Origin of the sequence: Tolypothrix tenuis PCC 7101, assembly GCF_963874875.1 — a bacterium.
GTDB classification, from domain to species: domain Bacteria; phylum Cyanobacteriota; class Cyanobacteriia; order Cyanobacteriales; family Nostocaceae; genus Aulosira; species Aulosira tenue.
Genome location: NZ_CAWNJS010000001.1, coordinates 3,706,080 through 3,720,724, shown reverse-complemented (window position 1 = coordinate 3,720,724; position 14,645 = coordinate 3,706,080). Strand labels below are relative to the sequence as shown.

The 14,645-nt window shown below is 43.9% G+C and carries 8 protein-coding genes and 1 pseudogene; 6 read left to right on the top strand and 3 right to left on the bottom strand.

All coding sequences use genetic code 11. The annotated features are described in order from the left end of the window. Positions 1 to 34: 34 nt before the first annotated feature. Positions 35 to 1,384, bottom strand: a complete 1,350-nt coding sequence (locus AACU25_RS15225) for a glutamine synthetase family protein (protein WP_096576940.1) — start codon at positions 1,382 to 1,384, stop codon at positions 35 to 37. Positions 1,385 to 1,924: 540 nt separating this feature from the next. Here AACU25_RS15225 and AACU25_RS36940 point away from each other — a divergent pair. The 6 genes and pseudogenes from AACU25_RS36940 to AACU25_RS15195 form a co-directional block, all read left to right on the top strand. Beyond that, positions 1,925 to 2,167 (top strand): annotated as a pseudogene (locus tag AACU25_RS36940) (hypothetical protein); the annotation flags it as partial. Positions 2,168 to 2,661: 494 nt separating this feature from the next. Continuing rightward, entirely contained in the window at positions 2,662 to 6,885 is a 4,224-nt protein-coding gene (locus AACU25_RS15215) for a DUF4347 domain-containing protein (RefSeq protein ID WP_339382032.1), read from the top strand. Positions 6,886 to 7,283: 398 nt separating this feature from the next. Continuing rightward, positions 7,284 to 7,934, top strand: coding sequence for a transaldolase family protein (locus AACU25_RS15210; RefSeq protein WP_096576938.1), 651 nt, complete (start codon positions 7,284 to 7,286; stop codon positions 7,932 to 7,934). A 217-nt stretch (positions 7,935 to 8,151) separates the two neighbouring features. Beyond that, positions 8,152 to 8,358: an antitoxin family protein gene (locus AACU25_RS15205; protein ID WP_096576936.1), complete on the top strand. Its 207-nt coding sequence runs from the start codon at positions 8,152 to 8,154 to the stop codon at positions 8,356 to 8,358. Positions 8,359 to 8,374: 16 nt separating this feature from the next. Beyond that, positions 8,375 to 8,803: a type II toxin-antitoxin system VapC family toxin gene (locus tag AACU25_RS15200; RefSeq protein ID WP_096576934.1), complete on the top strand. Its 429-nt coding sequence runs from the start codon at positions 8,375 to 8,377 to the stop codon at positions 8,801 to 8,803. A 267-nt stretch (positions 8,804 to 9,070) separates the two neighbouring features. Further along, positions 9,071 to 10,432: an NAD(P)/FAD-dependent oxidoreductase gene (locus tag AACU25_RS15195; RefSeq protein WP_096576931.1), complete on the top strand. Its 1,362-nt coding sequence runs from the start codon at positions 9,071 to 9,073 to the stop codon at positions 10,430 to 10,432. A 377-nt stretch (positions 10,433 to 10,809) separates the two neighbouring features. On the opposite strand, the gene AACU25_RS15190 is transcribed toward AACU25_RS15195, so the two are convergent. Together AACU25_RS15190 and AACU25_RS15185 are read right to left on the bottom strand one after the other, a co-directional pair. Next, on the bottom strand, positions 10,810 to 11,940 hold the full coding sequence (locus tag AACU25_RS15190) for a hybrid sensor histidine kinase/response regulator (RefSeq protein ID WP_096576929.1): 1,131 nt from the start codon (positions 11,938 to 11,940) through the stop codon (positions 10,810 to 10,812). 6 nt (positions 11,941 to 11,946) lie between these two features. Further along, a complete protein-coding gene (locus tag AACU25_RS15185; RefSeq protein WP_096576927.1) occupies positions 11,947 to 14,613 on the bottom strand; it encodes a histidine kinase dimerization/phosphoacceptor domain -containing protein in 2,667 nt (888 codons plus the stop codon). Between the last annotated feature and the right edge of the window lie 32 nt (positions 14,614 to 14,645).

Sequence of the window (14,645 nt, the reverse complement as noted above, 5' to 3'; positions counted from 1 at the left end):
GTCCCCAGTCCCCAATCCCCAGTCCCCCATCCCCTCAATACCTCTCCAATAACAACTTTACTTCTGCATCTAAGTCCCAATCTTTCATTGCTAGCCATTCGGCTTGACGGACTGCGACAAATGCTTGTGATAATTGGGGATTTAACGCATTTAATAAGACGTTATTTTGTCTAAGATGGTCTAACGCTTCCCCTAAATTTGTAGGTAAGGGGTCAATACCATTGGCTGTGCGCTGTTCGATGGGTAAATTTCCGGGGTCTTCGTTGACGGGGTTGGCAAGTTCAAGATGGCGTTTTATCCCGTCTAGTCCGGCTGCAATGATTGCACCTATAGCTAAGAAAGGATTCGCGGTTGCATCTACAGTTTTGACCTCAAAATGTGTCGGATTACCAAATTCTGGGTCGCTGGGAACTCTGACAGCTGCTTCGCGGTTATCGATTCCCCAACAACGGAAAGCACCACTCCAAGTATGAGGACGAATGCGGCGGTAAGAATTGGGACTAGGGGTAGTGATAGCCATCAGTGCTGGTAGATGATGCAAAATACCTGCAATAAATGCTCTGGCTGTTTGGGAAAGACCTGCAGCATCTTGGGTATCGGGTACAATGTTTTGCCCGTCACGCCACAAACTAAGATGGATGTGACAACCGCTACTCGCTGCTTCTGGAAAGATTTTGGGTAAGAAAGAAGCTGTCAAATTGTGATGACGGGCGATCGCTCTGACGGTTTCTCGAAATACAATTTGGTAGTTAGCGGCACGCAAAGCGTCAGTATAACGCATAGATATTTCCTGCTGACCAGGGCCGGATTCTGGATAATATTGTTCTACAGGGATTTTTTGGGCAATTAAAGCATCTGCGATCGCATCCATCACCTCCCGATTAATATCCATTGCTTGAGTAGCAGCAAACACCGTGGATTCTGTAGGTACAATGCCCTCAGATGTTTGTCGCAATAGATAAAATTCGTTTTCAAAAGCGGCTTTTACTTCCAATCCCTCACGTTTGGCTGCGGTAATCATCTCCTTAAGAAAATGGCGCGGACAAAACGCCCAAGGTTGCCGATCAAGGATCATATTTCCCAGCACACGGGCATGACCAGGCGCATAGGGTAGAGGTGTCAAGCTATCCCAATCTGCAACCAAGCGGATTTCACCCACAGGAGCCAAACCACAATCAGGTGCGATCGCATCATACATCACAGGTATGCCCTGTTCCCCTGCAGATATGCCTACACCATGTTCAAAATAGTGAGACAGCATCTCTAAATGCACAGCTTTTCCCCGAATAATGTTGGCATTATCACACCAAAGAATGCGGACAAATTTAACACCAGCCTCATGAAGGGATTTCTTGATTTTCTTAACTGTATAATTTGCTGCCATCGCTCACCCCATCCTGTGGTTCTGCCCACGAAATATATTCACTATATATAAGGTTAGACTTACGCAACGCCGATAATGTCAAAAGAAGCAGGGGAGCAGGGGGAGCAAGCCCTCAGTGGTGTCAACTTAACGTGAAAACCGCTTGGTTGCAAGGTTTTGCCCTCACCCCCAGCCCCTCTCCCACCAGGAGAGGGGAGCAAGAGATTTAATTCCCCTTCTCCCTGAGGGAGAAGGGGTTAGGGGATGAGGGCGAGGGTATTTGTACAACACGCGCCGTATATAGCTTTTAGCTTAAGTTGACACAGGTGGCAAACCCTTTCCCCCAACGCGAGTGCGTACCACTTCGTGGAAGCAAGCTACGCGTAGCGTCTCGTAGAGAAGCGGAGCATGGGTACAAGCCCCGCCCTTCTAGGGCGCTTGACCGGGGCGGAGTATTGATTGATGGCGATCGCAAATTCGCCAACCAACAACAAAAGCCACTATCGTTAAGTCAATAGCGACTATTCTCAACTCAGTAGCGGCTTTGCTCAACTCAATAGCGGCTATTCTCAACTCAATAGTGGCTATTCTCAACTCAATAGTGGCTTTGCTCAACTCAATAGCGGCTATTCTCAACTCAATAGCGGCTATTCTCAACTCAATAGTGGCTATTCTCAACTCAATAGTGGCTATTCTCAACTCAGTAGCGGCTTTGCTCAACTCAATAGCGGCTATTCTCAACTCAATAGTGGCTATTCTCAACTCAATAGTGGCTATTCTCAACTCAATAGTGGCTTTTCTTAACTCAATAGTGGCTTTCCTCAGAGGATGTTTGAAAAGTCATGATTGATGTATCAAATATTTTTTACCCTTACAGATAGTACTTGTGTGTACACCTTAGCTGATTTTGGCGAAGGTATTGTTAATCAAGCCTTTGTAAAGATTCAGTAAATCTACTGCGTCATCGAATCTTTTATGAAAAGATATTGAGGTTAGCTCTTAAAATTTCTCATATTCAGCTAATAAGCGGCTAAATTACATAACTAAGTAATCAGGGCTATCAACTATCAACATTTCGACAGGCTCCCTTCGACAAGCTCAGGGCATCGCAGTGCGGCGCTGTCAACTAATTGCACGATGGATTCTGCAACTTAATAGCAGAATAGCTGACCAATAAATCTTCCGAGTTCATCTGTGAACGAGCGGAAAGCTTTGCTGTGACCAAATACTCATCATCCCTGTCTTTTGTGCAATGTCTGCAAAATCTGGGGCTTGATGTTTTTCAATAAGGAGTGTTTATGTTGAGTTCCGAAAGTTCATTCTCTACAATTCCTCATTCCCTGACTGGATTAGACCCCATACAGCCAAATTCGGTGTCTGCTTTTGACCCATTCTCTGCGCCTCTATCCTTTAACAGCAGTGCCAGTGCTGTTGCTTTTGTGGATGGGGAATTGCCAAATTATCAAACCCTGGTGGCGGGAGTCAGCCCTGGTACGGCAGTGTATGTCCTCAATCCCAATGGCGATGAATTGAGCCAGATCAGCCAGGTGTTAGCAGGCTACAAAAATCTCTCCTCGGTGTCGGTGTTTTCTCACGGCAGTGATGGGGCGTTGCAGTTGGGCAATACCAGCCTGAATGGGGATAACTTGGGGAACTATGCTGGATTGTTGCAATCCTGGGCTAGTTCCTTGAGTGAGGAGGGAGATTTTCTGTTATTTGGCTGTAATGTGGCGGCAGATGCCACAGGACAGAATTTTGTCAGCCAGATTGCGGCGCTGACGGGTGCAGATGTGGCAGCATCAACAGACTTGACGGGGAACGCTGCCCTGGGCGGTGATTGGGAGTTGGAATTTAGTACAGGCAAGATTGAAGCGGCAACCCCACTGTCCGACTGGGCGCAGGCAGCGTATCAGAATGTGTTAGCCAACTTTACAGCCAGTGATTTTGCGTCTCTGAATACCGCGATTAATGATGCCAACACACAAGTTGGCGATGACACCATTACCCTAACTAGTGCAATCAGTTTGAGCGGTGTCCTGACCTCCATCAGCAGCAACATTGCCTTTGTTGGGAACAACAACACGATTAACGGCAACGGCAATCAAATTTTTACAGTGAATGGCGGCGTGGTCAGCTTTTCTGGCATGACGCTGACAGGTGGAGTGGCTAAAGGCGCAGATGGAACAAGAGGTACTGGCGGCAATGGTGGTTTTGGGGGTGCTTTGTATATTGATAACGGTACGGTAAGCACCACAAATGTCACGTTTAGCAACAACCAGGCGATCGGGGGTAACGGTGGCAGTGGTGGCAACAGCGGCGGCAGCGGCGGCAGCGGCAGCAACGGCGGCGACAGCGGCGTCAGTGGTGGCGGTCTCCTCGGCGGCAGCGGCGGCAGTGGCGGCAGCGGCAGTGCTGGCATCGGTGGCATCGGTGGCGATGGCGGCAGCGGTGGCTTTGGCAGCGGTGGCGGTGGTGGTGGTGGTGGCGGCGGCGGCGGCGGTGCCAGTAGTGGCGACGGTGGCGGTGGTGGCGGTGGTGGCTTCGGTGGCTTCGGTGGCTTCGGTGGCGGCGGCGGCGGTGGTGGTGGTGGTGGCGGCGGCGGTGCTGCTGGCCGCCGCCGCCCTGACGGTAGCGGTCAAGGCGAAGGTGGCAGCGGTGGCTTCGGTGGCAGTGGTAGCAGCGGTGGCTTCGGTGGCGGCCGCGGCGGCACCGGCCGCCGCGGCCGCAGCAATGACTCTCCCGGCGGCGAAGGTGGCAGCGGTGGCTTCGGTGGCGGTGGAGCTGGCTTGGGTGGAGCGATCTTTATCCGGGCTGGCTCTCTCACCCTCACCAATACCATCTTCAGCAATAACCAAGCCATCGGGGGCACCGGAGCAAATAATGGTCAGGGCATTGGGGGGGCAATTTTTGCCATTACCCCTGACCTCGTGAGCCAAGCAGGAGTGGCACAAGCTCCCACCGTCGCTTTCAATGGTGGGATTATTTTCAGTGGTAACCAGGCATCGAACGTCAAACCGTACACCGTGCTTGAAGATAATCTGCTCACGGTCAATCGCTTAAACGGGGTCTTGATTAATGATGTTTATGTGGATACCAGCGCCCTGCAAGCCACCAAGGTGAGTGATCCTAGCAATGGTACGGTCACACTCAACCCAGACGGCTCTTTCACCTATACCCCCAACCCTAACTTCAATGGGACAGATAGTTTCACCTACCAATTCAACAACAATGGCAGCTTTACCTCTACTCCGTTTACAGTGCCGATCAACGTTACATCCGTGAATGATGCCCCCGCTGGTAGTAATAAGACCGTCACCACTCTGGAAGACACCGCTTACACCTTCACCACGGCAGACTTTGGCTTCAGCGACTCCAGCGATACGCCTGCCAATACCCTACTTGCGGTGAAGATTAGTACACTCCCGGGTGCTGGCAGCCTGACCCTCAATGGCACTGCCGTCACCACCGGACAGTTGATCAGTGCCACAGACATCACCAATGGACTACTCAAGTTCTCCCCGGCTGCCAACAGCACAAGTTCCAACAGCTTCACCTTCCAAGTGCAAGATAACGGCGGTACTGACAATGGAGGCGTTAACCTTGACGCAACGCCCAATACGTTTACTGTCAATGTCACCCCGGTGAATGATGCCCCTGCTGGAACAGACAAGACCGTGACGACCCTGGAAGATACCGCTTACACTTTCACCACGGCGGACTTTGGTTTCACTGACCCCAACGATACGCCTGCCAATACCCTACTTGCGGTGAATATTAGTACACTCTCCGGTGCTGGCAGCTTGACGTTCAACGGGGCTGCTGTCACCGCAGAACAGTTCATCTCCGTCACCGATATTAACAACGGACTGCTCAAATTCACTCCCGCTGAGAATACCAATGGCACAAACTATGCCAGCTTTACCTTCCAAGTGCAGGATAACGGCGGCACTGCTAACGGCGGCGTTAATATTGATGCCACAGCAAATACCCTTACCCTGAATGTCACATCCGTGAATGATGCCCCCGCTGGGACAGACAAGACCGTGACGACCCTGGAAGATACCGCTTACACCTTCACCACGGCTGACTTTGGCTTCAGCGACTCCAGCGATACGCCTGCCAATACCCTACTTGCGGTGAAGATTAGTACACTCCCGGGTGCTGGCAGCCTGACTCTCAATGGCACTGCCGTCACCGCAGAACAGTTCATCTCCGTCACCGATATCACCAACGGACTGCTCAAATTCTCCCCAGCTGCCAACAGCACAAGTTCCAACAGCTTCACCTTCCAAGTGCAAGATAACGGCGGTACTGACAATGGAGGTGTTGACCTTGACGCAACGCCCAATACGTTTACTGTCAATGTCACCCCGGTGAATGATGCCCCTGCTGGAACAGACAAGACCGTGACGACCCTGGAAGATACCGCTTACACTTTCACCACGGCGGACTTTGGCTTCAGCGACTCCAGCGATACGCCTGCCAATACCCTACTTGCGGTGAAGATTAGTACACTCTCCGGTGCTGGCAGCCTGACCCTCAATGGCACTACCGTCACCACAGAACAGTTCATCTCCGTCACCGATATCACCAACGGACTACTCAAATTCGCTCCCGCTGAGAATGCCAATGGGGCAAACTATGCCAACTTCACTTTCCAGGTGCAGGATAACGGCGGTACTGCCAATGGCGGCATTGACCTTGACGCAACGCCCAATACGTTTACCGTCAATGTCACCCCGGTGAATGATGCCCCCTCCGGTACGGATAAAACCATCACGACAGGCACCAGCTACACCTTCACCGTCGCTGACTTCGGCTTCACTGACCCCAACGATACCCCTGCAAACTCGTTGCAAGCCGTAATCATCAGTTCCTTACCCACAACCGGGCGACTCACCCTCAATGGTGTCAATGTCACCCTCAATCAATCGATTGCTGTCGCCGATATCACGGCTAACAAGTTGCAATACCTCGCCCCCACCTTCTCCACCCCACCCGCAACACCTCCCAACCCTGCCAGCTTCACCTTCCGCGTGCAGGATACTGGCGGTACTGCCAACGGTGGTGTTGATACTGACCCCACCCCCAACATCTTAACGATTAACTTTGGTTTGGTACTCAACGGTGGCAACGGCATCGATACAATTCAAGGTGCAGCGGGCAACGATACCATCCGGGGTGGTAACGGCAATGATATCCTGTTCGGCAATGCAGGCGATGATGTCTTGTTCGGCGACAATGGCGACGATCGACTGCGCGGCGGACTCGGCAACGATACCCTCACCGGCAATCTTGGCAATGATACCTTTATTCTGGCAACAGAGGAAGGCACCGATACCATAACCGATTTCCAGAATGGCGTAGACAAGATTGGCTTAACAGGGGGTCTTGCCTTTGCCCAATTGACGATTTTACAGGATGGCACCCGGGTCAGGATTAGCAAGGGCAATGAAGTCCTCGCCTATCTCAATGGCATCACCGTCAACCTAATTGACCTCACCGATTTCATCCTTGTGTAAACCTCCAACCAAGACCCAGTTTTCCAGAAAGCTGGGTCATTTTGAATATTGCGATACTCCCCAGATGTGTCAACTTCAGCTAAAAGCTATATACGGCGCGTGTTGTACCATTGGTGTCAACTTAACGTGAAACCCGCTTAGTTGCAAGGTTTCGCCCTCACCCCCAGCCCCTCTCCCGCCAGGAGAGGGGAGTAAGAGATTTAGTTCCCCTTCTCCTGCGGGAGAAGGGGTATAGGGGATGAGGGCGCGAGGGATTTGTACAACACTGTCGTATTCTTTATTCAAATTGGTATGAGTTCTGAGTTCTGAATTGTCAACCTTTTCCCAGTCCCCAATCCCCAGTCCCCTTCCTATCAGCTGTAGAATGACAGCGAAAACACCTTTCTTTGGAGCAAAACGTGAGCATTTATCTCGATTCGGCAATTATCGCTGAAGCCCAGGCTGCTAAAGAATTGGGTTGGGTAAAGGGTATCACGACCAACCCAACTCTTTTGGCAAAAAGCGATTTACCAGTAGAGACTACACTCAAACGATTGGCACAGTTAACTACAGGCCCCTTGTTTTATCAGTTAATGTCATCTGATTTTGATGAGATGTTAGCAGAAGGGCGGGCGGCTTTTGGAATTATTGGTCAGCAAACTATATTAAAAATTCCTGCAGCATTAGTTGGTTTTCAGGTGGTTGCAGCATTACAGGGGGAAATTCCCTGTGCGGTGACAGGAATTTATAGTGCAGCACAAGCCGCCATAGCCAAAGAAGCGGGTGCAAAATATGCGATCGCCTATGTTAATCGTGCTACTAAACTTTTAGGTGATGGCATAGCTTTAGTGCAGCAAATGGCTAATGTAGTCAAAGGTAGCGATACAAAAATTATGGCGGCTAGTATCAAATCTCCAGAAGAAGCAGTAGCCTCCCTGCAAGCGGGTGCAAATTCTCTCACTCTACCTTTAGCAATGCTGCAAAATATGACCAATCACGAACTGTCATTGCAAACCATCGATGAATTTACCAAACATGGCCGTGGTATTTGGGTATCTTGCAAGATTTAAAAACAGAGTCAAAAGTTGTAGAGACGCGATTAATCGCGTCTGTGATTAATTTTGAATTACGCTCTTCCATATTTAACTTGCATATATTGGGCGGGCAAGATGCCCACCCCACAACAAATATACAATTTCATCTTTCCCCCTTCACCCTTCACCCTTCCCCCTTCCCCCCTCTGTACACAACCAGATTAGGATATTATTGCAGCGCTTTGGAAATATCATGGCAGATACAATCACAGCCGTATTTGATGGCAGAGTATTCTATCCTACTGAACCGATCGCATTACCAAACAATACTCGTGTGCGGTTGAGTATCGAAATTTTACCGCCTGAGAAGCAGGAAAGTGTATCATTCTTGCAGACCGCGCGATCGCTGAATCTTTCAGGGCCGACTGATTGGTCTACCAACATCGACAAATATTTATAAGGTTCAGAAATTCAGCATGAAGTCTGAAGTCTTTCTTGATACAACATTTGCGATCGCTTTATCTGCACCGCAAGATAAATTACATAGACGTGCTGTGCATCTCGCAGAAATTTTAGAAACCGCCGGTACACGCTTGGTAACTACCCAAGCTGTGATGCTAGAAATCGGCAATCTCCTATGCAAACAGCCATTTCGTCATGGTGCAGTTACCTTATTAAATGCCCTAGCCGCCGACTCAAAAGTTGCAATTGTACCTTTATCGCCGGAACTCTACGATAGGGCTTTTCAACTATATTGCGATCGCTCCGAAAAAGAATGGAGCTTTGTTGATTGCGTATCTTTTATTGTCATGCAATACGGCGGAATTACCGAAGCCTTAACCGCCAACGAACATTTTCAGCAAGCCGGATTCCGCGCCTTATTGCGAGAAGAAATGGCAGATTGAGCATTTGGGTAGATGAGGGAAACTGGGAAAAGCAAGGGAGCAGGGAGCAGAGGAAAAAAATTAATGACAAACACCCAACACCAAACCCCAATTACCAATTACCAATTACCAATTACCAATTACCCATTACCCATTACCCAAAATTGTATACTTGCTAACTTTTACCATTTTTTAATTTGTGCCAAGCGAACAGAAAGGATTTTGCCAATTTTGTTACTAATTTCTTAATAATCGTTACATCAGTCGTAACACTAGGAAATATTTCTTATGGCAAATTCGCTTGACAATAACCCACCACATGAAGTAGTTATCGTTGGCGGTGGTTTTGGGGGACTGTATGCGGCAAAAGCACTTGCCAAAGCTCCGGTGAACGTTACACTCATTGATAAGCGGAACTTTCATTTGTTTCAACCACTGCTTTACCAAGTGGCTACAGGTACTTTGTCACCTGCTGATATTTCCTCACCGTTGCGATCGGTGTTGAGTAAAAGCAAAAATACTCAAGTATTGTTGGGATCTGTTGATGATATCGATCCTCAAGCTCAGAAAGTTTTGGTAGATGGTGAAGCAATACCCTACGATACGTTAATTGTGGCTACTGGTGCGAAGCATTCCTATTTTGGTAAGGATGACTGGGAAGAATTTGCACCTGGGTTAAAAACTGTTGAAGATGCAGTAGAAATGCGTCGCCGGATTTTTAAGGCTTTTGAAGCCGCCGAAAGAGAAAGCGATCCCGTCAAACGCCGTGCTTGGTTAACTTTTGTGATTGTGGGTGGCGGCCCTACAGGGGTAGAATTAGCAGGTGCGATCGCAGAGTTAGCTTACAAAACTCTCAAAGAAGATTTTCGCAAAATCGACACCTCAGAAACCCGAATTTTGCTATTAGAAGGTTTGGATCGCATCCTCCCACCTTTTGCACCAGAATTATCGCAAGCCGCAGAAAAATCTCTCAAAGAATTAGGTGTAATTGTTCAAACCAAAACTTTGGTAACGAATATTGAAAATGATATTGTTACCATCAAACAAGGCGATGACAAAAGAGAAATAGCCTCTAAAACTATATTATGGGCAGCAGGTGTGAAAGCATCGCCAATGGGTAAAGTTTTAGCCGAACATACAGGTGCTGAACTTGATCGTGCAGGTAGGGTAATTGTTGAACCTAACTTAAGTATTAAAGGATATGACAATATTTTTGTTGTGGGTGATTTAGCCAATTTCTCTCATCAAGATGGTAAACCTTTACCTGGTGTGGCACCAGTAGCCAAGCAAGAAGGAGAATATGTAGCTCAATTAATTGAACAAAGGCTACAAGGTCATACTTTGCCACAATTTAATTACAATCATCAAGGTAGTTTAGCTATCATTGGACAAAATACTGCTGTTGTAGATTTAGGTTTTATCAAACTCAGAGGTTTCTTTGCCTGGCTATTTTGGCTCATAGTGCATATATACTTTTTAATCGAGTTTGACAATAAACTAATAGTCATAATTCAGTGGGCATGGAATTACATTACCCAAAATCGTAGAGCGAGATTGATTACAGGTGCAGAATCGCTAATCGCAACTAAATTTGGCGATAACCCTACTTATTATTCGTCAGACAAAATTAGAGATACAGTCAACGTCTAAAGATTCTCTCCCAACAGTAGGGTGTGTGATGCCATAATATTTAGCTTCAGGCATCACGCACCATCATACAGGTAATACCATTTCATACCATTGTGAACAAAGAACGCGACAAATGGGTAGGGGCACGGCATCCACAATCTTTTGGCATATCAAATATCTTACTGGTGCCGTGCCCTCACAAAGCATTTATGTGTCTTTAAAAATAATAGGTATAGGCAAGCAGAGGAAGCAGAGGAATTCATTTGTATCAATAATTTCGTGAATTGGTATAAGACAATTCAAAATTAAGAAACTCTAAGTTTGCTATAGATGATTCAACACAACAAATCTCTCAGAATTTTACAAATGACAAATGACTAATAACAAATGACTAACGACTAATTACTAATAGGCAAATTTACAATAAATGTTGTCCCAATTCCCGGTTTACTAGCAAAAGAAACATTACCACCGTGTAAATCAACATAATATTTCACAATTGCTAACCCTAACCCATTGCCAGGAATATTCCCGACATTACTACCTCTATGAAACGAATTAAATAAATTTTCTTGATCCGCTTCAGGAATGCCAATCCCTTCATCTTGTATCCGGAAAATAACTTCTCCCGATACGTAAAAGACATCAAAAGTAATATTTCCACCTAAAGGTGAATATTTGATAGCATTAGCGAGCAAGTTACTGAGAATATGATATAACATTTTCGCATCTAATTTAATTAAATGCGAATCTACAACCGAGAGATTATTTTGTATGTTTGCTAATCTACCATGAACAGTAAATATAATCTTGTGGTTCTCATTAGCATTCAATTGGATATCTTGTAATAAATCTTGGCAGAAAGCTTCTAAGTCTATAGGTGCTGGATTAAATTGTAATTTTTCGGGTTCGTCTTTACTCATCAGTAAAACATCAGTCAATAAATTATCTAGATGTTTTACTGATTTTTGAATATGGCTAATATATTCATGTCTTTTTTCATCATTCCCGTGCAAACTATAATTTGATAATAATTCAGTACAAGTTAAAATATTATTTAAAGGATTACGAAATTCATGACTAACCATTGAAACAAATTTATTTTTAATGGCTCTATTTTCTTTTTCTTTTTCTAATGCTTCACGCATTACTACTTCTATTTGATGTTTGTTTAAAGCAATTTCAATGGTAGTAATTAATTGAGTTTCTTCAAATGGTTTAAGTATGTAACCAAAAGGTTGTGTAGTTTTAGCTTTTTGTAAATGAGTTTGGTCTGAATATGCAGTGAGATAAATGACTGGAATATTAAACAGATGACCAATTTCAGCAGCAGCTTCTATGCCACTCATATCACCTTTAAGCATCACATCCATTAAAATTAAATCTGGATGTAATTCTGCAGCTTTTTCAACTGCTTGTTTGCCATGAGCAGCAATTGCAGGGACAATATATCCAGCTTTTTCTAAACAACTTTTAATGTCAAAAGCAATAATTATTTCATCTTCAACCACCAAGATTTTTTCTTGCATAATTTTCTACCTTTGTTCGCTAAAAGTAATTGTAAATGAAGTTCCTGTGGAGGCATTAAATGTAATTGTTCCTTGTAACTGTTCAACCAAACTCCAAACTAATTGCAGCCCAAGAGATTGATTTTTATAAACTTCTATATCCTGAGATATTCCCACACCATTATCACTAATATTTAAGAAGTATTGATTTTTAGTTGTTTGTAACATTTCTATGTAAATATCCCCATCTTGATTTTCAGGAAATGCATATTTTATAGAGTTAGAAACTAACTCATTAATAATTAGTCCGCAAGAAATAGCGGTATCAATTTTGAGAAAAATTTTATCTATTTTTAAGTGACTTTTGATATTTATTTTTATACCGTAGGAACGCAATAAATTATTAACCAAACTTCTTAAATAATCAGAGAAGTTAATTTTTGATAAATTATTGGATTGATATAAATTTTCATGGATTATTGCCATAGCTCTGACACGGTTATGGCTATCTTGGAAAAGTTCACAGGCTTGTTCATCATTAATATATCTAGATTGAAGACGTAATAAACTAGAAATTATTTGCAAATTATTCTTGACGCGATGGTGAATTTCTTTCAATAAAATATCTTTTTCTTTTAGAGATACCTTAAGTTTATTTTCTGCTTGTGTGCGAGCAGTAATATCAGTATTGGAACCAGCTAAAAAACAGATATTCTCTTGAGGATCTCGCAGTAGTGTACCTCGACTTAAAAACCATATACAACTACCATCTTTTTTTAGCATTCGGTGTTCAATTTCGTATTTTAGAGTTAAACCTGCTAAATATGTGTATACTGCATTTTTAACCGATTCCACATCATCATGATGCACAAATTTTAGCCAATCATCAAAATATTTAGGAACTTCTTGTTCTGAATAACCAAGCATAGTTTTTAAATTGGGATCTATGTAAATTTCATTAGTTTTAATATTCCATTCCCATATTCCAACTTTCCCCGCACTAATAGCTCTAATATATCTTTCTTCGCTAATTCGTAATGCTTGCTCTACTCGCAGGCGTTCTAAAGCATTACCGATAATTTCTCCAACCATTCTCAGCATAATAATGCTATCTTCTGTCCAGGTTTTTGCAGCTTTTACAGAATCAAATTCCAGATAACCAATTAATAAACCACTACATACTATGGGCACCATAATGAGTGACTGAATAGTGTGAGTATTAACTGCAATAGCTACATCATCAATATTAGTAATGTGAATAGTTTCAAAATTGCTGAGTTTGTCTCTTCCCCAAGATAAAACTGCATTACTAATATCTTGTAAATTATGAACTTGTCCTGCTAAGGATGCTGCAAACCATTCATAGGTATTGCTATCTGCAAATACAAATACATAAGCACGATCGACATTTGTAATTTCACCAATCAACTGTAATGCTTGATTGATACCATTTTCAATTTCATTAGGTGCAAGATTGATAAAATGTGTAGATATCGCAGTAGTTAGTTTTTCAAATTCCACTCGATATCGTAAAGCTTCTTCAATTCGCTGGCGTTCGCTAATCTCTAGCACCAAACGTTTATTAATATCTTGTAATTCTTTAGTTCTTTCTACTACGCGAATTTCTAATTCTGCTTTGGCTGTTTGTAAGGCTTCTTGGACTTGCTTACGTTCAGTGATATTGCGAATGATGGCGATAATTTGTTGCTGCGTTGAAGGTAAAATTCTGGCTTCAAAGCTTTCGTCTCTACCAGCAATAGATAATAAATATTCAATAGTAAAAATGGCTCCATTTTGCTGTGAATTCAGAATTGCAGTCATAAATTTACTAGCAACATTGGGAGGGAAAACATCTTGCACCCTCCTCCCCAAAAAAAATTCTGGTACTACATACAAGTCTGAGGTATTTTTAGCGTAATAACTGAGGATAGTCCCATCCCTGTCAATACGAAAATATACATCAGGAAAGGCTTGAAATATTTCTTGTAAGTCAGAAGTTGTTTGCAGCAATTGCACCTCTGTAGCAATGCGATCGCTTATTTCTCGCTGTAACTTTTTATTGGCTTTAATTAACTCTGCAGTTGCTTGATTAACGCGTAGTTCAGATTCTGCTTCAGCATTTTGTAATGCTATTTCTAAAGAACGGTGCTGGACATTTTCTAATTGTAAATCTGCTCGAATTTTGACAAGTTCTTTTTGTAAACCCACCGCTAAACTTTCTGGTGTAATAATTCCTAATAACTGCCCAATATCATTGACAATAGGTAAATTACGTATGTTATATTGCTGCATTAGTGGCAATATATTGTTCACATCAAAATCCTGCTCTAAAGTAATTAAAGGTTTTTGCATGACTTCGGCAATCTTCATAGTGGCTAAATTCATGCCAGAAGTCATCAGCCGGAGCAGATTTAAAATTGTGAATATACCTAATAAATGTGATTTATCTACCACATATACACAATCAACCGCTAAATTCAGGTTACGGTGATGTGCATTTTGAGGAATGGATTGTGCTGTAGATACTTTTACTTGGGGATGCGAGGTATATAAACTGGAGTCAGTCACAAATATACCTTTTTCCATGCCAATGTTTTCTCTAATTTGCTCCATATAACTGATAATTTTTTCAACTGGAGTATCAGGAGCAAAAGTTAGAATAGAGTCTATAATTGCATAGTTTGATAGTGACATATTGGTATTTAATAATGATTAAATTTATTTAT